Annotated in this window: 13 protein-coding genes and 1 tRNA gene; 10 read left to right on the forward strand and 4 right to left on the reverse strand. The window is 59.4% G+C overall.

Going from position 1 to position 20,467, the window contains the following annotated elements:
* The first annotated feature begins 111 nt into the window (after nucleotides 1-111).
* From pnp to AC07VR_RS00380, 3 genes are all read left to right on the forward strand, one after another.
* The gene (gene pnp, locus AC07VR_RS00370) at nucleotides 112-2,217 is read left to right on the forward strand and encodes a polyribonucleotide nucleotidyltransferase (protein ID WP_494995341.1); all 2,106 of its coding nucleotides are present in this window, start codon (nucleotides 112-114) and stop codon (nucleotides 2,215-2,217) included.
* A gap of 192 nt (nucleotides 2,218-2,409) precedes the next feature.
* Nucleotides 2,410-2,485, forward strand: a tRNA-Thr gene (locus AC07VR_RS00375).
* Nucleotides 2,486-2,620: 135 nt separating this feature from the next.
* Complete coding sequence (locus AC07VR_RS00380) at nucleotides 2,621-2,926, forward strand: DUF6388 family protein (protein WP_494995340.1); 306 nt, start codon at nucleotides 2,621-2,623, stop codon at nucleotides 2,924-2,926.
* Between the two features lie 39 nt (nucleotides 2,927-2,965).
* Here the strand turns inward: AC07VR_RS00380 and nadC are convergent, their stop codons facing one another.
* Complete coding sequence (gene nadC, locus AC07VR_RS00385) at nucleotides 2,966-3,814, reverse strand: carboxylating nicotinate-nucleotide diphosphorylase (RefSeq protein WP_495010218.1); 849 nt, start codon at nucleotides 3,812-3,814, stop codon at nucleotides 2,966-2,968.
* Nucleotides 3,815-4,177: 363 nt separating this feature from the next.
* Between nadC and AC07VR_RS00390 the strand changes: the two genes are divergently transcribed.
* The 4 genes from AC07VR_RS00390 (at nucleotide 4,178) to AC07VR_RS00405 (ending at nucleotide 9,804) form a co-directional block, all read left to right on the forward strand.
* On the forward strand, nucleotides 4,178-6,097 hold the full coding sequence (locus tag AC07VR_RS00390) for a DUF1631 domain-containing protein (RefSeq protein ID WP_495010219.1): 1,920 nt from the start codon (nucleotides 4,178-4,180) through the stop codon (nucleotides 6,095-6,097).
* Nucleotides 6,098-6,159: 62 nt separating this feature from the next.
* Entirely contained in the window at nucleotides 6,160-6,720 is a 561-nt protein-coding gene (gene ampD, locus AC07VR_RS00395; RefSeq protein ID WP_494995389.1) for a 1,6-anhydro-N-acetylmuramyl-L-alanine amidase AmpD, read from the forward strand.
* On the forward strand, nucleotides 6,717-7,553 hold the full coding sequence (gene ampE / locus AC07VR_RS00400; protein WP_494995337.1) for a regulatory signaling modulator protein AmpE: 837 nt from the start codon (nucleotides 6,717-6,719) through the stop codon (nucleotides 7,551-7,553). The genes ampD and ampE overlap by 4 nt, the downstream gene beginning before the upstream one ends.
* A gap of 1,546 nt (nucleotides 7,554-9,099) precedes the next feature.
* Nucleotides 9,100-9,804 (forward strand): methyl-accepting chemotaxis protein, encoded by a 705-nt coding sequence (locus AC07VR_RS00405; protein WP_495010370.1) that lies wholly within the window; start codon nucleotides 9,100-9,102, stop codon nucleotides 9,802-9,804.
* 75 nt (nucleotides 9,805-9,879) lie between these two features.
* On the opposite strand, the gene AC07VR_RS00410 is transcribed toward AC07VR_RS00405, so the two are convergent.
* Together AC07VR_RS00410 and cra are read right to left on the reverse strand one after the other, a co-directional pair.
* Entirely contained in the window at nucleotides 9,880-10,668 is a 789-nt protein-coding gene (locus AC07VR_RS00410) for a TatD family hydrolase (protein WP_495010220.1), read from the reverse strand.
* A gap of 2 nt (nucleotides 10,669-10,670) precedes the next feature.
* Nucleotides 10,671-11,666 carry a catabolite repressor/activator gene (cra, locus tag AC07VR_RS00415; protein WP_494995335.1) on the reverse strand — a complete coding sequence of 332 codons (996 nt, stop codon included), beginning with the start codon at nucleotides 11,664-11,666 and terminating at the stop codon, nucleotides 10,671-10,673.
* A 295-nt stretch (nucleotides 11,667-11,961) separates the two neighbouring features.
* Between cra and ptsP the strand changes: the two genes are divergently transcribed.
* Genes ptsP through AC07VR_RS00430 form a run of 3 tightly spaced genes read left to right on the forward strand, consistent with a single transcriptional unit; the run spans nucleotide 11,962 to nucleotide 17,515 of the window.
* Entirely contained in the window at nucleotides 11,962-14,823 is a 2,862-nt protein-coding gene (gene ptsP, locus AC07VR_RS00420; RefSeq protein ID WP_495010221.1) for a phosphoenolpyruvate--protein phosphotransferase, read from the forward strand.
* On the forward strand, nucleotides 14,823-15,764 hold the full coding sequence (gene pfkB, locus AC07VR_RS00425) for a 1-phosphofructokinase (protein WP_495010222.1): 942 nt from the start codon (nucleotides 14,823-14,825) through the stop codon (nucleotides 15,762-15,764). Before ptsP ends, pfkB begins: the two co-directional genes overlap by 1 nt.
* Before the next feature lie 11 nt (nucleotides 15,765-15,775).
* Nucleotides 15,776-17,515: a PTS fructose-like transporter subunit IIB gene (locus AC07VR_RS00430; RefSeq protein WP_495010223.1), complete on the forward strand. Its 1,740-nt coding sequence runs from the start codon at nucleotides 15,776-15,778 to the stop codon at nucleotides 17,513-17,515.
* A gap of 182 nt (nucleotides 17,516-17,697) precedes the next feature.
* On the opposite strand, the gene AC07VR_RS00435 is transcribed toward AC07VR_RS00430, so the two are convergent.
* Nucleotides 17,698-20,226, reverse strand: a complete 2,529-nt coding sequence (locus AC07VR_RS00435; protein ID WP_495010371.1) for a PepSY domain-containing protein — start codon at nucleotides 20,224-20,226, stop codon at nucleotides 17,698-17,700.
* Nucleotides 20,227-20,467 lie beyond the last annotated feature (241 nt).

Consider the following 20,467-nt stretch of genomic DNA (forward strand, 5'->3'; position numbering starts at 1 on the left):
ATCTGGACAGTAGTTTTATCTGGACAATACAAGTCGGGCCGATTCCCGGCGTTGCCCAAGAATTTCGCAAGAAACCAGTTCCCCCAAGAGCCACAAAGAAGGTAGGACACCGTGAACCCGGTAATCAAAAAATTCCAGTTCGGTCAGTCGACCGTTACCCTCGAGACTGGCCGTATCGCCCGTCAGGCCTCCGGCGCAGTATTGGTCACCGTTGACGACGACGTCAGCGTATTGGTGACTGTAGTCGGTGCCAAGCAAGCCGATCCAGGCAAGGGCTTCTTCCCTCTGTCTGTTCACTACCAGGAAAAGACTTACGCTGCCGGTAAGATCCCTGGCGGTTTCTTCAAGCGCGAAGGCCGTCCTTCCGAGAAAGAAACCCTGACTTCCCGACTGATCGACCGTCCGATCCGTCCTCTGTTCCCGGAAGGCTTCATGAACGAAGTGCAGGTTGTCTGCACCGTCGTTTCCACCAGCAAGAAAACCGATCCGGACATCGCTGCGATGATCGGTACTTCGGCTGCGCTGGCAATCTCCGGCATTCCTTTCGATGGCCCGATCGGCGCTGCCCGCGTTGCGTTCCACGAAAGCACCGGCTACCTGCTGAACCCGACTTACGAACAACTGAAAGCATCGAGCCTGGACATGGTCGTTGCCGGTACTTCGGAAGCGGTATTGATGGTTGAATCGGAAGCCAAAGAGCTGACCGAAGACCAGATGCTGGGTGCGGTACTGTTTGCCCACGACGAATTCCAGGTGGTGATCAACGCTGTCAAAGAGCTGGCCGCCGAAGCTGCCAAGCCAACGTGGACCTGGGCTCCTCAGCCAGAAGCCACCGCACTGCTGGGCGCTATCCGTGCCGAGTTCGGCGAAGCGATCTCCCAGGCTTACACCATCACCGTCAAGGCCGACCGTTACGCTCGCCTGGGTGAACTGAAAGACCAGGTTGTTGCCAAGCTGTCCGGTGAAGAAGGCCAGCCTTCGTCCAGCGAAGTCAAAGCTGCTTTCGGTGAAATCGAATACCGCACCGTTCGCGAAAACATCGTAAACGGCAAGCCACGTATCGACGGCCGCGACACCCGCACCGTACGTCCGCTGAACATCGAAGTCGGTGTTCTGCCGAAGACCCACGGTTCGGCACTGTTCACCCGTGGTGAAACCCAGGCTCTGGTAGTCGCGACTCTGGGTACCGCCCGTGACGCACAGCTGCTGGACACCCTGGAAGGCGAGAAAAAAGACCCCTTCATGCTGCACTACAACTTCCCTCCGTTCTCGGTGGGCGAGTGTGGTCGCATGGGTGGCGCTGGTCGTCGCGAAATCGGTCACGGCCGTCTGGCCCGCCGTTCGGTTCAGGCCATGCTGCCAGCCGCTGACGTGTTCCCGTACACCATCCGTGTCGTATCGGAAATCACCGAGTCCAACGGTTCCAGCTCCATGGCTTCGGTCTGCGGCGCTTCCCTGGCGCTGATGGACGCTGGCGTGCCGATGAAGGCGCCGGTTGCCGGTATCGCCATGGGTCTGGTTAAGGAAGGCGAGAAGTTTGCCGTCCTGACCGACATCCTGGGTGACGAAGATCACCTGGGCGACATGGACTTCAAAGTAGCCGGTACCTCCAAAGGTGTTACCGCGCTGCAGATGGACATCAAGATCAAGGGCATCACCGAAGAAATCATGGAAATCGCTCTGGGCCAAGCCCTGGAAGCGCGCCTGAATATCCTCGGTCAGATGAACCAGATCATTGGCCAGTCGCGTACCGAGCTGTCGGAAAACGCTCCGACCATGATCGCGATGAAAATCGACACCGACAAAATCCGTGATGTCATCGGTAAAGGCGGCGCGACCATTCGTGCGATCTGTGAAGAAACCAAGGCTTCGATCGACATCGAAGACGACGGCTCGATCAAGATCTTCGGCGAAACCAAGGAAGCCGCTGAAGCCGCTCGTCAGCGCGTTCTGGGTATCACCGCTGAGGCCGAGATCGGCAAGATCTACGTGGGTAAGGTTGAGCGCATCGTCGACTTCGGCGCATTCGTCAACATCCTGCCGGGCAAGGACGGTCTGGTTCACATCTCCATGTTGAGCGATGCTCGCGTTGAGAAAGTGACCGACATCCTGAAAGAAGGTCAGGAAGTGGAAGTACTGGTACTGGACGTGGATAACCGCGGCCGTATCAAGCTGTCCATCAAAGACGTAGCAGCTGCCAAGGCTTCGGGCGTTTAATACTCCCTTCGCTTGATCGCTGAACACGCAAACGCCCCGACTGGTTCGGGGCGTTTTGCTGTGTGCAGGAAACGTAGCCGCTGCCGAACCCAGGCTCCGGCAGCTGCTACAGAGGGTTGCGCGCAAGTCTGTAGAAATTCAGATACGCAGCAAGTTGCCTGACCTGAAAGTCAGTGCTAGGTTTAGCCCACCGCCCGTGTAGCTCAGCCGGTAGAGCAGCGCACTCGTAACGCGAAGGTCGCAGGTTCGATTCCTGTCTCGGGCACCAGGCACCACCTGTTTTCAGATGATCCCGAATGGTTCTGAAGGCCAGATAAACCGGATTGCACGCGGTTTTTTCTGCGTCAGAGAGATCCTTGATGATCCAGATCCATCTTCCATTCCCCAGATCAGAGAGAACGAAATGACCATTAAAGAACTGACACAAGAAGCCCGGCACGAAGAGGCTCTCAAGAAATACATTCTTGATGCGCCCGAGTTGATGGACGAGATCAAAGACTTGAGCGCTGACGATCAGAAAGATCAGATTCAGTGGGCGTTCGAGGACGAGGCTGAAGCGCAGGGCTTGCAGCCCTGGGAGCTGACGCTAAAGTACACCTCAACGCCGGAAGAATACGAAGCGACACGCCTTGCATTGCACAAGGAAGCGGCCGAAGTGTTGGGCGTCGCGTGGGAAGAATACTGCGAGATGAACAATCTGGTGGTTTGATGCCAGCGCCAGCCTCATTGAGGCTGGCGTTTTGCTACATCAGAGACTCAAGCGCATCGACAGGTCCACGGCCTTCACATCCTTGGTCATTGTACCGATAGAAATGTAATCCACGCCGGTTTCGGCGATTGGGCGCAAGGTGCTTTCGCTGATCCCGCCGCTTGCCTCGAGTTTGGCTTTGCCAGCGTTAAGGCGCACAGCTTCGCGCATGTCGTCGTGGCTGAGTTCATCCAGCATGATGATGTCGGCACCGGCAGCGAGTGCTTCTTTCAGTTCCGCAAGACTTTCCACCTCTATCTCTACCGGTTTGCCCGGGGCGATCCTGTGCGCAGCAGTGATTGCCTGGGCGATGCCCCCGCAAGCGGCGATATGGTTTTCCTTGATCAGGAACGCGTCATACAGGCCGATGCGATGGTTGTGGCAACCACCGCAGGTCACCGCGTATTTCTGTGCCAGACGCAGACCAGGCAGAGTCTTGCGGGTATCCAGCAGCTTGACCTGGGTGTCGGCAACCTGGTCGGCGAAGTATTGCGCGCGGGTGGCGACCCCGGACAGCAATTGCAGGAAGTTCAGCGCGCTGCGTTCACCGCTGAGCAGCGATCGAGCGGGGCCTTCGAGGTGGAACAGCGCCTGATTGGGGCTGACGCGCTCGCCGTCACGCACCTGCCAGTGCACCGCGACCCGCGGGTCCAGTTGCCGAAATACCGAGTCGACCCAGGCGGTGCCGCTGATGACGGCCGCGTCGCGCGTGATGATGGTGGCTTTGGCAAGGCGTCCGGTCGGGATCAGTTGTGCGGTGATGTCACCGCTGCCTATGTCTTCAAGCAACGCACGGCGCACGTTGGCTTCGATTTCGGCGGTCAGGTCGGCGAGACGTAGATTCGGCATAACGGGCTCCACAAACAAAGTGGCCCGATTATAGGGCCATGCCGTGAGCTAACCCAAGGCGACATACACCTTCACTTCGCTCTGAACCCTGCATTTGGTCGCTTCAGCTAAGCCGTCAGGTTCGGGCCAGGGACGATTTTGAGGGGCTGCTTCAAAATGAAGTGCAGGGTCTGCTGGCACAAGTGGCATCTTTTACCAGATAATCTGCCTTGTAATTGACGTCATGGCTTTGACGTCGCTGTGTTCTTTCGATCGATGAATTGCCGCGCAGTGCATCCGTACCCGCCCCAAACCGGGCCGCGCGCGTTGCAGGCTGCCGATCATTTACACAGAACCGAAGGATGACCGTTTCAGGAGGCTTGGATGCACAATGACGGGAAGGTAGTGCCTTTGCACAAGGCTGCTACTGATCAGGCGACTCACTCGCCGCTCGCCCGCCTGCCAGTCATTCTGCTCCAGGTTCGCGACAAAGCCGCGCAGCGACTCAAGCATGGCCTGCAAGCGTTGTTCGATAATGCCTATGACACTTTGTTCGAAATGGCTGACAGAGCTCAGAACAATGTTGACCAGAGCACGTTCTTCGAAGCCATGCGCGATTTGCGTCTCAAGCGAAAAAGCATTGAGCGTGGCTTTCTCGAGAAATTTTTCGAGGCCTTTGCCGGCCTCGCTCAGTACGACATAACGCAAACGGCGTTTCCCCGGTCGGTGCTTTGCGACCCAATGCTACAGGCTCCCAACGACGAGCTGGAACGAACCGTAGCGTTGGAGGCCATGGTCGCCAAGGCGCTCAGTCGTGACGGCTTTGCCCTGGGCCAATTGACCGCGCGTTTGAGTGAGTTGCTCGGCAAGCGTCTCGATGATCAGCACAACCCGATGGGGCCGGCCATGCTCTGCGAGCATTTCCTGGAGGCCGGGCACAATCTGGGTGTGGAGACCAAGGTCAAGTTGATCATTCTCAAGCTGTTCGAGAAGTATGTGCTCAGCGATGGTGACCAGCTCTATGCTGAAGCCAATCAATTGTTGATAGTCACCGGCGTACTGCCCGAACTCAAGGCCGCTCCCACCCGCCGGGCTTCCGAGCGGGCGGCCGTCAACGCCGGTGCCGTGCAAACCGACCCTGGCACGGCCGAATCCAGCGGCGCACAGATCGACGAGGGGGTGCAGGAGGTTTTCGCGGCGTTGCAGGAACTGCTTTTACACGTCAGAGGCAGCGTTGCACCGACCTTCGAAGTCAGTGCGCAGACTCAGCCTATTTCGACCCGGGATTTGTTGCGCCTGCTCTCGCATCTACAGCAGTACGTACCAGAGCCCAGTGCTCAGGATGATTTCGATCTGCGTAATCAGCTTGAGCAATTGCTGACCCGAGTCAGCGTCAAAAGCGGCAAGTCCAGGGTCGTCGGCGTGGCTGATGAGGATGTGATCAACCTGATTGCGATGCTTTTCGAGTTCATCCTCGGTGATCGCAATTTGCCCGATTCGCTCAAGGCGCTAATCGGCCGCTTGCAGATTCCGATGCTGAAAGTCGCGGTGCTGGACAAGAGTTTTTTCAGTCGCGGCAATCATCCGGCCCGGCGCCTGCTCAATGAAATTGCCGCCGCCGCGGTGGGCTGGGGCGAGTGCGATGACTACCAGCGCGACAGTCTGTACCTGCGTATCGAGCAGCTCGTGCAGCGGCTGTTGAATGACTTTGTCGATGACCCGGCGATCTTCTCCGAGCTATTGGCCGATTTTCTGGCCTTCACCGCTGACGAACGCCGTCGCAGCGAATTGCTGGAGCAGTGCACCCGTGATGCCGAAGAAGGCCGCGCCAAAATGCAACTGGCCCACCAGTGTGTCGAACAGGAGTTGAATCAGCGGCTGTCGGGCCAGGAGCTTGAGAAGAGCCCGGCTATTGTGGGCAATGATGATTTGCCGACGATGGTTGAGGTAGTCCAGAAGATTGTTCTGAGGACCGCCGACGAGGGGCCTGTCGACGTTGCCGCTGTGTGCCTGGACAAGGATGACGCGGGCCTGCTTGAGGTTAATCAGCTGCGGCCAGGGTGTTGGGTCGAATTCCAGGAAGACGATGAAAATACGGCTCGATGCAAACTGGCAGCGATCATCCAGCCATCCGGCAAGTACATTTTTGTCAACCGTACCGGCATGAGAGTACTGGAGCGAACCCGCACCGCGCTGGCGCTGGAGTTCCACTGCGGGGCTGTTCGAAAACTGGATGACACCTTGTTGTTCGACCGGGCGCTGGAGTCGGTGCTTGGTAACTTGCGTCGACTCAATCGCAAGTGATCGCAACCTGAGTGCTGATCGCGGCATACTGGGCCATCAAAGTCGTTGTTCAAGGAATCTGTATGCAGTTGGACCCCGCTAGCGGTTGGTGTCAGGGCGTGCGTCATTGTCCGTCGCCAAACTTCAATGCGCGCCCCACAGGCGAGATTTCCCTGCTGGTGATCCACAACATCAGTCTGCCGCCGGCGCAGTTCGCAACGGGTAAAGTGCAGGAGTTTTTCCAGAATCGCCTGGATGTCACGGAGCACCCTTATTTTGCAGGGATAGCCGATCTGCGCGTGTCTGCGCATTTTTTGATCGAACGTGACGGTGCGATCACTCAGTTTGTCTCCTGTCTTGAGCGTGCCTGGCACGCGGGCGTCTCACGCTTCGATGAGCGGGAAGGGTGCAATGATTTTTCTTTGGGCATCGAATTGGAAGGTACTGACGAGTTGCCATTCACCGATGCTCAATATCAGGCGTTGATTGCCTTGACCCGGCAGTTGCAGAGCGCCTACACGGCGATCACTGTGCAGCGCATCTGCGGCCATAGTGATATTGCTCCCGGGCGAAAAACCGATCCGGGGCCGGCATTCGACTGGGTACGCTTTCGTGCAGCCTTGGATAAAGGGGACGAACAATGAGTTTTCTGGTGTTGCTGCTGGCGGTTTGGGTCGAAAAATTCTCGGCCTTGCGTCATCAGGTACAGCGCGACAGTGGATGGTTACGCGAGTTGGCCAAGCTTGAGGCCAGTCCGCGACTGACGAACCGACCCTGGTTAGTGTTAGCGCTGCTGGTTTTACTGCCGGTTACGGTGCTGGGATTAGGGCTGGTGGTGCTGGAACCGGTGTTCTACGGTTTGTTGGCGTTACCCGTTCATCTGTTAGTGGTGATTTACAGCCTGGGACGCGGCGACTTGTTGGGTGCTCTGGGGCCGTTTCGCGATGCCTGGCGTCGTGAGGACCTGCAAGCAGCGGCTCATGTTGCCAAGCGTGACCTGGATATTTGCGCTGACAGCGGCGAACAGTTGCTTGGGCGGGTTCAAGGATACTTGCTGTGGGAAGCCTATCAGAGCTTTTTTGCGGTGATTTTCTGGTACTTCCTGCTCGGTCCGGTCGCGGCGTTGAGCTATCGCTTGCTGGCATTGGCGGCTGAGCACGGGAAAAATCCGGCGCTGGCCGAGCGCGCCGAGCAACTGCGTCATGCCTTCGATTGGTTGCCGGTGCGATTGTTGGCAGCAAGCTTTGCGCTGGTGGGCAACTTTGTTGCGGTCAGCCGGGTGATGTTGCATGAGTTGCTCAACTGGAACATCAGTGCCGCTCAGTTGCTGGAGAAAGTCGGCCTGGGGGCTGGCGAGATCCCGGCACCAATGGTCGGCGCGGATGGTATTACCAGTCTGGACCGGTTATGGGAACTGCTGCTCCGGGCTGCGGTGCTTTGGTATGCCGGCTTTGCACTCTGGACTGTGTTTCTCTGAGACGTGCACAGAACCTGAGGTGAGAAAAACATTGCGGCGAGAGGGCTTAGCCCCTCGCCACAAAGGAGCTTCCCCCGTTCACCAGACCGATACTCACGCGGTTAACTTTAAGTTACAAAACCTCCCTTTGATTTGAGCTATACAGACGTAGCGCCGAATAGTGGCTATCTGCTGTCTTCGCGTGCCTGCCAATAAAAATAAAAGAAAAGGGAGACTTTCAGTGAAGAGCTTGCTCTATCCCGCTGTAGCGCTGATGAACCGCCTGAGCTTCGGTATGAAGTTCAGCCTGATCAGTGTTCTGTTTTTCCTGCCGATGCTGGTGACCAACTTCTATCTGGTCCGCGACTCCTATCGCGAATTCCAGGGCACCCAGGTCGAATTGCAAAGTCTTGACCTGTTGGGCAGCAGCCTGACGCTACGGCGTGATCTGGAAACCCTGAATAACCTGGTGCAGATCAATGTCACCCTTGGCCAGTCCGGCAAAGCGGGGGATGTCGAGCCGAAGATCAACGCCCTTGAACAGAGCGTCCTGGAACGCATGAAGGGGCTGGCGGCTGTGACCATCGACCCCGGGCAGATCAGCGTTTTCGATGGCAAACGCGATGAAATGATTACAGCCTTCAAGGCTCAGCAAGCCGAAAACTCTTTGCAAAGCAAAAGCGCGTTGATCGGCAAGTTGCTCGGCAGTGCGCAAGTGTTCAGCCAGATCATCGCCAGCCAGTCCGGATTGAGCCGCGACAATCAAAGTGACATGCGCCAATTGAGTGAGTTGGTCACAGGGGTCACCCCGCAAGTCACGCAAATCCTGGGCGAAGGCCGGGCCATAGGCAGCTATTCGCTGGGGTTGGGTTTCCTCAATTCGTCGTCGAGCACTCGTTTCGATGAGCTGTTACAGCAGATTGAAAAGCTCCAGGCCGAGTATGGCTTGAAGCTGCAGGATGCTTTGGGCTCGAGCAAAGCGGCCCACGACGCTCTGGACCCATTGGCCAGCGCCAGCAGGGCGACGCTCAAGCAAGGTAGCGAACTGTTCGAAGAGCAGGTGGTGATGGCCGATACCCTCGATGCTCCCTGGCAAGCTTTTTACGATCATGTCAGCGGATTAATGGCGCAGACCTACCAACTCAATGAGGCCACGTTGAAGTTCCTTGGTGCGCAATTGCAGCAGCGTCTGGAGCAGAACCGCACACAGATGGTGGCGTTGGTGGTTGCACTGGCCGCGGTGTTTTTATTGATCGTTTACCTCTACGGCGGTTTCTACGCTTCGACCCGCACTACCCTCAAACGCCTGGGAGCGGTGATGGATAAGGTCGCGGCGGGGGACATGACTGTCACTTTCACCGCCCACAGTCGCGACGAGTTGGGTGAATTAGGCAATGTGTTCAACGGTACCGTGGCGAAAATCCATGACCTGATCGAACTGGTGGGCAAGACCGTCAGTGAAGTCGAGCGTCAGGCCGGTCAGGTTGAATCGGTATCGGCTCGCAGCAATCAGGCCGTCGCCGGTCAGCGCAGCCAGATTGAACAGGTTGCCACGGCCATGAATCAGATGTCGGCGACTGCCCAGGAAGTGGCCCGTAGCGCAGCGGCGGCGGTCAGTAGCGCCCACAGCGTCAACGACGAAACGGTCAGCGGCCGTGGTTTGGTGGTGTCTCAGCAGGGCAGCATTGCTCAGCTGGCCGGCGAGATTGACCAGTCAGTATTGGTGATCAATCAGTTGGCGAGTGACAGCCAATCCATCAGCCGTGTACTTGAAGTGATCAAAAGCATTGCCGAGCAGACCAACCTGTTGGCGCTCAATGCGGCCATTGAGGCGGCGCGTGCCGGTGCACAGGGGCGCGGTTTTGCTGTGGTGGCCGATGAGGTCCGGACATTGGCCAAGCGTACTCAGCAATCGACTGAAGAAATCGAGCAAATGATTGCCAGGTTGCACAGCGGTGTCGGCGCGGCGGTGAAAGCCATGGGTGTTAGCCATCAGATGGCCAACGGAACGGTCAGCCAGTCGGAAAAGGTTCAGCAGGCGCTGGAAAACATCCTTGGAGCAGTAGGGATGATCGTCGATCAGAACCAACAGATCGCAGCGGCAGTCGAGCAACAAACCGCAGTGGCCCACGATATCGATCAAAACATCGTCGAGATCAACCGCGCCGGCGAGCGCACCGCTGAAGGTGCGCACCAGACCGAAGATGCCAGCCGTCAGCTTTCCGCGCAGGTGGTGCAGTTGAAGGCGTTGATCAGTGCGTTCCGGGTTTGAGGTCGGCAGCCATCATTGAGTGGGCAGCTTCCAGGCCATGTGGCGAGTGAGCATGATCCTGTAGGCTGCCAAGGCCTATTGCGACTGATTCCAGTTGAACAAATCACAGGCGTTGGCAGTGCTCGCCACCGCCAGTTGCTGGGGGCTGATGGCCATGATTTCGGCCAGCGCCGAACAGATCGCCGGTAAGTGCTGCGGGCTGTTGCGCTGGCCTGGATACATGGCGGGCGCCATATCCGGCGAATCGGTTTCCAGCACGACGGCATCCAGCGGTAAGCCTTTGATGACTTTGTGCATGCGCAGCGCCTGCGGCCAGGTCGCGGCGCCGCCCAGGCCCAGTTTGAAACCGAGTTTGATGTATTCGCGGGCCTCTTCCTGACTGCCGGCAAAGGCATGGATGATGCCCGCGCGCTTCAAGCGAAAACGTTTGAGGGTCGCGATCGTGGTCGCATGGCTACGGCGGACATGCAGCAGCGCCGGTAACTGAAAATCTGCCGCCAGTTGTAACTGCGCTTCAAACAGCGCTTGTTGCCGTTCGCGGTCGAGATGTTCGAGAAAATAATCGAGACCGATCTCTCCCACCGCACACAGCTGCGGATGGCCGGCCAGACGGGTCAGCCAGTCGCCAAGCTCGGTCAGGTCCGCCGGGCGATGCTCATCGAGGTACGCCGGATGCAAGCCGAACGCGGCATGCAGGTCCGGGTCGCTTTGCACCAGATCCCATACCCGCTGCCAATTTCGCTGATAAACCCCCAGCACCACCATTCGTCGCACCCCGAGGATGCGGCTGTCAGCCAGCAGCGCTTGGCGATCTTCGTCGAAATCCGGAAAGTCCAGATGGGTATGGCTGTCGATCAGCTCCACGTTCACGCCTCGTGAATACGCTGCTTAAAGGTCCGCGCGATGGCCAGGACACCCGGTTGATAGTGTTGTTCTTCAATCGCCGCCAACGCCAGTTGCAGCGCTTTGTCCGCGATCAGTTGATGCTGCTGGGCCATGGCGTTCACCGGCAGCGGCAGGAAGTCCAGCAACTGGGTGTCGCCGAACGTACCGAGGCGCAGCGGTCGGGATTTGAGCGGGAAGTCATGCAGCGCATCGAACACGCCCTGGAGCAGCACATAGGAGGTGGTTACCAGCGCATCGGGTAAGTGGCCGAGGCGTTGTAGTAACTCCTCCATCAGCTGTCGTCCGCAATCGCGACTGAAGGCTTCGCCGTGCTCGATCAGGATCTTGCCGTCAAATCCGGACAAGGCCTGCTTGAAGCCTGCTGCACGTTCCTGGCTGATGCTCAGCTCGGGACGCGCACCGATGAGCGCGATCTGTCGAGGTGCGGGTTGCAACAGACTGCGGGTGAGTTGCAAGCTGGCTTCTTGATCATCGCTGATCACCGAGCAGAAATGCTCGGGCTCCATGACCCGGTCGATGGCAATGATCGGCAGGCCCTTGGCCTGCAACTGGCGATAGCTGTCATCATCGGGCGGCAGGCAGCTGGCGACGAACAATGCATCGCAACGTCGGGCGCGGAATAATTGCAGCAATTGTCGCTCGCTGTCTGGCGCATCGTCGGAACTGGCAATCAATAACTGATAGCCGCGTGCGCGGGCACCTTGTTCGAGCAATTTGGCGATCCTGGCATAACTGGGGTTTTCCAGGTCGGGCAGGATGAAACCCAAGGTACGCGTATGCCGGCTGCGTAGCCCGGCCGCTTGTGGGTTAGGCGTGAAGCCATGTTGTTCGACCACCGCCTGCACACGCTCGACGGTGCTGCGGCTGATCCGTTGTTGTTCGGCCTTGCCGTTGATGACATAGCTGGCGGTGGTGACAGACACACCGGCCAGTTGGGCGATATCACTGAGTTTCAACCCGGGATTTCCTTGTTGTTTTGGAGCTTGCCCCGACATTTTGTCCAATCGTAACCGAAATGAGGGGGCGACCATCGTCGCAACTGCGACCGACAGATAGGGCTTCAAGGATGAGCGATTATCGAGTAACGTGCCAAACATTCTAGATTAAACGTTTCAGCAAGCGTGTTTTCAGGGGTATAAAGGAGTTGGGCCGGTTCTGCCGAGAAGCCGCCCGAGGCTGTTCTGACAATAAGCCTAAGCTGATTCATTCAAAACAATACCTAGCGCGAACTTGCGCTAAATAGGAGAAAGCATGCTCGAGCTCACCATAGAGCAGATATCCATGGGCCAGTCGGCTGTGGATAAGTCCGCGGCACTGCACCTGCTTGCCGAACATCTTGTCGCTGATGGCCTGGTCGAAGAGGGTTACCTCGGCGGTTTGCAGGCGCGGGAAGCCCAGGGCTCGACCTTTCTCGGTCAAGGTATTGCGATCCCCCATGGCACCCCTGAAACCCGCGATAAGGTGTTCACCACCGGTGTGCGCCTGTTGCAGTTCCCGGAAGGGGTGGACTGGGGTGATGGCCAGATCGTCTATCTGGCGATCGGCATTGCCGCCAAATCCGATGAGCACCTGCACCTGTTGCAACTGCTCACCCGCGCCCTGGGTGAAACCGATCTGGGCCAGGCTCTGCGCCGCGCCAGTTCCGCCGAGGCCCTGTTGAAGCTGCTGCAAGGTGCGCCGCAAGAGTTGGCGCTGGATGCGCAGATGATCGGGTTGGGCGTGCCCGCCGAAGATTTCGAAGAGCTGGTTTGGCGTGGCGCGCGTTTGCTGCGTCAGGCCGACTGTGTGAGCAATGGTTTTTCCGCAGTACTGCAACAGGTTGAAGCACTGCCGCTGGGCGACGGCCTGTGGTGGTTGCACAGCGAACAGACGGTCAAGCGTCCAGGCCTGGCCTTCGTCACGCCGGACAAGCCGATCCGCTACCTCGGCCAACCGCTGAGCGGTCTGTTCTGTCTGGCCAGCCTGGGTGAAGCCCACCAAGCCTTGCTCGAACGCCTTTGCGCGTTGCTGATTGAAGGTCGCGGCCACGAGTTGGGACGAGCTACCAGCAGCCGCGCGGTCCTGGAAGTACTCGGTGGCGAATTGCCGGCGGACTGGCCGAGCGCCCGGATCGCCTTGGCCAATGCCCACGGCTTGCATGCGCGTCCGGCGAAGATTCTGGCGCAACTGGCGAAAAGCTTTGAAGGCGAGATTCGCGTGCGGATCGTCGACGGCAAGGACAGTGCGGTGTCGGTGAAGAGCCTGAGCAAGTTGCTCAGCCTCGGCGCCCATCGTGGCCAGGTGCTGGAGTTTATCGCTGAACCGAACATCGCTGCCGATGCCTTGCCCGCGTTGCTGGCGGCCATCGAAGAAGGGCTTGGCGAAGAAGTCGAGCCGTTGCCGGCGGTCAGCGCACCGCGTGAAATCGTCGCTGAAGTGGAGCCGGTGCTGGTAGTTCCGGCCTCGGGCAGTCTGATTCAGGCGATAGCCGCCGCACCCGGGATTGCCATCGGTCCGGCCCACATTCATGTTCTGCAGCCGATCGATTACCCGTTGCGTGGTGAGTCCGCCGCCATTGAACGTGAGCGTCTGAAACAGGCGCTGGCCGATGTCCGTGGTGACATCGAAGGGCTGATTCAGCGCAGCAAGGCCAAGGCCATCCGCGAGATTTTCATTACTCACCAGGAAATGCTCGACGATCCGGAGCTGACCGACGAAGTCGACACTCGCCTCAAGCAAGGTGAAAGCGCCGAGGCTGCATGGATGGCGGTGGTCGAGGCAGCGGCCAAACAACAGGAATCGCTGCATGATGCGCTGCTGGCCGAGCGTGCGGCGGACTTGCGAGATGTCGGTCGCCGGGTGCTGGCGCAGCTGTGTGGCGTCGAAACCCGGGTCGAACCTGAGCAACCGTACATTCTGGTGATGGATGAGGTCGGCCCCTCGGATGTGGCGCGTCTCGATCCAGCGCGGGTTGCCGGGATTCTTACCGCTCGTGGTGGCGCCACCGCCCACAGTGCGATTGTCGCGCGGGCGCTGGGCATTCCAGCGCTGGTCGGTGCCGGCGCTGCGGTATTGCTGCTGGCGCCGGGCACGCCCCTGTTGCTCGACGGTCAGCGTGGCCGCCTGCATGTGGACGCCGATGCCGCGACATTGCAGCGCGCCACCGTAGAGCGCGATACCCGCGAGCAACGTCTGCAAGCCGCAGCGGCCCAGCGCCACGAACCGGCGTTGACCACCGATGGCCACGCCGTTGAAGTGTTCGCCAATATCGGTGAAAGCGCAGGTGTCGTCAGTGCCGTGGAGCAGGGCGCCGAAGGCATTGGCTTGCTGCGCACCGAACTGATTTTCATGGCCCACACGCAAGCGCCGGATGAGGCGACCCAGGAAACCGAATACCGCCGTGTGCTCGATGGTTTGGCCGGCCGGCCTTTAGTGGTGCGTACCCTGGATGTTGGCGGTGACAAACCGCTGCCTTACTGGCCGATCGCCAAGGAAGAAAACCCTTTCCTCGGTGTTCGCGGCATTCGTCTGACCCTGCAACGTCCGCAGATCATGGAAGCCCAGTTGCGCGCCTTGCTGCGCGCCGCTGATAACCGGCCGCTGCGGATCATGTTCCCGATGGTCGGCAGCGTCGATGAGTGGCGCCAGGCCAGGGACATGACCGAGCGCCTGCGTCTGGAAATCCCGGTGGCCGATCTACAATTGGGGATCATGATCGAAGTGCCGTCGGCGGCGTTGCTCGCTCCGGTATTGGCCAGGGAAGTGGATTTCTTCAGCGTCGGTACCAATGACCTGACCCAATACACCCTGGCCATCGACCGCGGCCATCCGACGTTGTCGGCCCAGGCCGATGGCTTGCACCCAGCCGTGTTGCAACTGATCGACATCACCGTGCGTGCGGCCCATGCCCACGGCAAATGGGTCGGCGTGTGTGGAGAGCTGGCGGCTGATCCGTTGGCCGTACCAGTGCTGGTGGGGCTTGGCGTGGATGAATTGAGTGTCTCGGCGCGCAGTATTGCCGAGGTCAAGGCGCGGGTTCGCGAGCTCGGTTTGAGCCAGGCAAAAATCCTTGCTCAGCAGGCGTTGGCCGTGGGCAGCGCCAATGAAGTGCGTGCTTTAGTGGAGGCACTGTAATGGCTAAGATTCTTACCCTTACCCTGAACCCGGCGCTGGACCTCACCGTCCAGTTGGCCTGCCTGGAGCCCGGTCAGGTCAACCGCAGTGATGCCATGCACACCCACGCCGCCGGCAAGGGTGTGAACGTGGCGCAGGTGCTGGCCGATCTCGGGCATCAGCTGACCGTCAGCGGTTTCCTCGGCGAAGACAATCTACAGGCCTTCGAAACCCTGTTTGCCCGGCGTGGTTTTGTCGATGCGTTCATTCGCGTGCCCGGAGAAACCCGCAGCAATATCAAACTGGCTGAAAGCAATGGGCGTATCACCGACTTGAATGGGCCGGGCCCGCTGGTCAGTGAAGCCGCTCAACAGGCGTTGCTTGATCGTCTCGATCAGATCGCCGTCGGGCATGATGCGGTAGTGGTCGCTGGCAGTCTGCCGCAGGGCGTCAGTGCGCAGTGGTTGCAGACGTTGCTGATCCGCCTGAAAAATCTCGGCTTGAAAGTTGCCCTGGATACCAGCGGCGAAGCCTTGCGTGCAGGGCTCGCGGCAGGTCCATGGCTGGTCAAGCCCAATACTGAAGAGCTGGCCCAAGTGCTGGATTATCCGGTCGTGTCGGTGGCTGCGCAAACCGAGTCGGCAAGCCGGTTAAGGGCGCAAGGTGTCGAGCATGTGGTGATTTCCCAAGGTGCCGACGGTGTGAACTGGTTCAGCGTCGGTTGTGCCTTGCAGGCACTGCCACCGAAGGTCCGTGTCGCCAGTACCGTCGGTGCTGGCGATTCATTGCTGGCGGGGATGCTGCACGGTTTGCTCAGTGCTCATACCCCTGAACATACCTTGCGCACGGCCACCGCGATTGCCGCCATGGCCGTTACCCAGATCGGTTTTGGAATCAACGATGCCGCGCAACTGGCGCAGCTCGAACAGGGTGTTCGTATTCATCCCCTGACAGAACAATAAGAGGGTTCGTAATGAAGTTAGCCATTGTTACTGCCTGCCCGAATGGCATGGTCACCAGTGTGCTCTGCGCGCGTTTGCTCGACGCAGCGGCGCAACGCCAGGGTTGGAGCACCAGCGTCGAAGTGCATGACGCGGCGCATCCGGAACGCCAGTTGTCGGCCGCGACCATCGAAGCTGCTGAGTGGGTGCTGGTGGTCAGCAGCGCGCCGGTGGATATGTTGCGCTTTGTTGGCAAGCGAGTGTTTCAGAGCTCGCCGGCTCAAGCGCTGCAAGACGTCGAAGCGGTATTGCGACGCGGTGCCGAGGAGGCGCAGATCTATGCCGCGCCCGACGCGGTTGCCACGCCGGCCGCCGTTGGCAAAAGCGCGCCACGGCTGGTCGCAGTGACCGCTTGCCCGACCGGCGTCGCTCATACCTTTATGGCGGCCGAAGCATTACAGCAAGCGGCCAAGCGCCTGGGCTATGAGCTGCTGGTGGAAACCCAGGGCTCGGTCGGTGCACGTAATCCCTTGAGCGCAGCGGCGATTGCCGACGCCGATGTGGTATTGCTGGCGGCGGATATCGAAGTCGCCACTGAGCGTTTTGCCGGCAAGAGGATTTACCGCTGCGGCACGGGCATCGCCTTGAAACAGGCCGAAACCACGCTGAATAAAGCGTTGGCCGAGGGGCAGCAGGAAAGTGCTGCGACCGGCACCAAAGGTCCGGCCAAGCAAGAAAAAACCGGTGCCTACAAGCACCTTCTGACCGGTGTGTCGTTCATGTTGCCGATGGTGGTGGCCGGTGGGTTGATGATCGCCTTGTCATTTGTCTTCGGTATCACGGCGTTCAAAGAGCCAGGGACCCTGGCCGCGGCGCTGATGCAGATCGGTGGCGAGAGCGCATTCAAGCTGATGGTGCCGCTGCTTGCCGGTTACATCGCCTACTCGATCGCAGACCGTCCGGGCCTGGCGCCGGGGATGATTGGCGGTCTGTTGGCCAGTACCCTGGGGGCGGGTTTTATCGGTGGGATCATTGCCGGTTTTATCGCCGGTTATGCCGCGCAAGCGATCAATCGCTGGGCGCGCTTGCCGCAAAGTCTCGAAGCGTTGAAGCCAATCCTGATCATCCCGTTGCTGGCGAGCCTGTTCACGGGGCTGGTGATGATCTACGTGGTGGGTAAACCGGTTGCCGGGTTGCTTGAAGGGCTGACTCACTTCCTCGACAGCATGGGCACGACCAACGCGATTCTGCTCGGTGTGTTGCTCGGCGGCATGATGTGCGTTGACCTTGGTGGGCCGATCAACAAAGCCGCTTATGCGTTCTCGGTGGGCCTGCTGGCATCGCAAAGTTATGCACCGATGGCCACTACCATGGCTGCCGGTATGGTGCCGCCGATTGGTATGGGCATCGCTACGTTCATCGCCCGCCGCAAGTTTGCCCAGGCCGAGCGTGAAGCCGGCAAAGCGGCATTTGTGCTCGGCCTGTGCTTTATCTCCGAAGGGGCGATCCCGTTTGCCGCCAAGGACCCGTTGCGGGTGATCCCGGCGAGCATCGCCGGCGGTGCGTTGACTGGCGCAATGTCGATGTACTTCAGCTGCAAGCTGATGGCGCCGCACGGTGGGCTGTTCGTTATGCTGATCCCGAATGCAATCAACCATGCGTTGTTGTATCTCTTGGCGATTGTCGCCGGGAGTTTGCTGACGGCGGTGACGTATGCGCTGATCAAGCGGCAGGAAGTGGTCGAGTTGGCGTTAGAGCCGGTCAAGGCCTGAGGTCTCTGGCTTAATCCTGTAGGCGCGAGGCTGGCCCGCGAAAAGGTCAACGCGGTCTAGCTGGAGCACCGCGTTATGATCATTCCCACGCTCAGCGTGGGAATGCCGCTCTGGACGCTTTGGATGTGACGCGCAGCGGCACGGATGCATTCCCTCGCGGGAGCGATCAGTTACTCGGTGTATCAGTACACATCCCGTCGATAACGCCCTTGCTCGATCAGCTTCTCAACCTCTTGAGCCCCCAGCACGTCATTGAGCACCTGATCCACACCCGCCGCCATCCCTTGCAGGCTGCCGCAGATATAAATGGCCGCACCATCGGCCAGCCACTTTTTCAACTCTTCGGCTGCGTCGCGCAGTCGATCCTGCACATAGATCTTCTCTTGCTGATCCCGCGAGAACGCCAGGTCCAGGCGCGCCAGATCGCGGCATGCCAGCCATTCGTGCAGCTCGTCCCGGCAATGGAAGTCATGCTCGGCATTACGCTCACCGAACAACAACCAGTTGCGTTGCTGACCATCGGCGATGCGTGCTTTGAGCAGGCTGCGCAGCCCCGCCAGCCCGGTGCCGTTGCCTAGCAGGATTAGCGGTCGTGGTTCTGCGGGAAGATGGAAACCGCTGTTGCGCCGCACCCGCAGGCTGATGGCAGAACCCAGCGGCGCATGTTCGGTCAGCCAGCCGGAGCCGATGCCCAGACTGCCATCGGCGTGACGCTCCTGACGCACGATCAGTTCCAGTAGGCCGTCGCTGGCGATCGAGGCAATCGAGTATTCGCGCATGGCCAACGGCACCAGGGCATCGACCAATGCCTGGGTTTGCAGACCGACCAGATGAACACGATTGTCGGGCAGCTGGCGACCTGCCAGGGCCTGGGCCAGGGTTTCCTGCAAGCCGTCGAGCTGGACTGGAGCTGTCGCAGGCAGGCTCATCCCACTCAGAAAATGCTCGACTGCAGCACCGCTGTTGCGCGGCAGGATTTCCACCAGATCGCCGGCCAGCCAACTGCTGGCGGTTGGCGCGGTCAGCCCCAGCAAATACACGCCTGAGCCACTGCTGTCAGGGTTGAGTAGCCTGCGCTGGCTCAGCGTCCAGTTGTCGAAACTCGGTGCTTTCCAGGTGTCCACCGGGGTATGCCCGGTCAGCTGACCGAGTTGCTGTTGCCAGTGCCGCAGGGCGTAGGGGTCGCCGCTGTCGACTTCAATCGGGGCGAACAGCGTGGCGCCGCCATGTTCTGCGAGCCAGGCGTGCAGACGTCGGGCAAAGCCACAGAAGTGCTGATACTGCCGATCACCGAGACCCAGCACCGTGTAATTGAGGTTGTTTAGTGTCAACGCCTGTCCGAGCACTTTGCGTTCGAAGCCTCGGGCGCTGTCCGGTGCTTCACCGTCGCCGAAAGTACTGACCACGAACAACGCGTGGTTTGACTCTCGCAAATGCTGTTCGCTGACATCCGCCAATGGCTGCACCTTGACCGGCACCCCGGCGGCCTGCAATTGGCCGGCGGTTTGCCACGCCAGCTGTTCGGCAAAACCGCTTTGGCTGGCGAAACCGATCAGCCAGGCCGGTGCATCGCTGTTGTTATGACCCAGGCCTTTGCGGGCGTCTTTTACCTGGCGTTTCTTGCGTCGACGATCCAGGTACAACAGCCAGCCGGTGACAAAGAACAGCGGCATGGTCAGGGCGGCGAGGGTCAGCACAATGCGCCCCACAATCCCGAAGTAACTGCCGACATGCAGCGCGTAAATACTGGTCAGCAGTTGTGCCTTGAAGCTTTTGTCGGCATAGCGATCATGCCGGCTGACAGCGCCATTGGCCGGATCGAGCATGATCTGGTTCAGCGCACGATCATGGGGCGAGTTCTTCAGCAGGTAAAACACCGTGGCCGGTTGTCCGGCCACTGGCGGCATGCGGATGTTGTAGGCACTCAAGCCTGGGCCGGCAGTGCTGTAGATGCTGCTCCACATCGCGCGGTAATCGGCGGTCGGTGCCGGGCCGGACGGCGGTGCGCCTCGGCCGCCTTTACGCATCTGGCTATCGGGAGAATCCGAGAGCAGCTTGTTCAGGCCTTTGTTGTACCACTCATAGGACCAGGACAATCCGGTCAATGCCGCCAGCAGATAGAAAATCAGGCACCAGGTACCGACCACCGAATGCAGGTCCCAATTGAAGCTGCGGCCTTTTTTTGCCCAGTCGAAGGTCAGCCAGGCGCGCCAGCTTGCGACCTGCCGCGGCCAGCGCAGATAGAGGCCGGACAGGCAGAAGAAAATCAGAATCAGCGTGCAGGCGCCGGTGATTTGCCGGCCGGTATCGCCCATCGCCAGGAAGCGGTGCAGCTGCAGCATCAGGCCAAAGAAGTCCTGACCTGTAGCATCGCCCATGAAGTCGCCGGTGTAGGGGTCGAAGTAGCGCATCTGTCCGCGACGCTCGCCGGGCGGCGGGGTGAAGAACACCCGCGCGGCGTTACCGCTGTCGGTTTCGACCCAGAGCATCGAGACCTTTTTGCCTTCAGCGGCCTCGATTTTCTCCACCAGTTCGGCAGGCGGCAGCACACCGGCCAGCGGCTTCCCGACCTGCAAGACCTGTGGGTTCAGTGCCCGCAGGATCTCGTCCTGAAACGACACCGCCGCACCGGTAATGCCCATCAAGGCCAGCACCAGCCCGGCACTGATGCCGAAGAACCAATGCAGCTGGAACAGGGTTTTCTTCAACACGTCGACCGCCTTGTTCATCTGAAACTGTTTGTTCAAGAAAAATTCACGGCGTGCATTATGCCGTGGGTTGTCGAGAAACATTCCTCTTTACATGCAAAAGCCCCGCTCATCGTGATGAGCGGGGCCTGGCGACTTCACATGTGAATCAGAATTCATGAGAGTGGCAGGCTCAGCGCTGTTGAGCGCGAGCGATCCGCAGATCCAGGCGCTGGCCACGGATTATCAGCAGCGGGCAGTCGAG

It is taken from the genome of Pseudomonas sp. GW821-FHT02H09 (assembly GCF_059421425.1).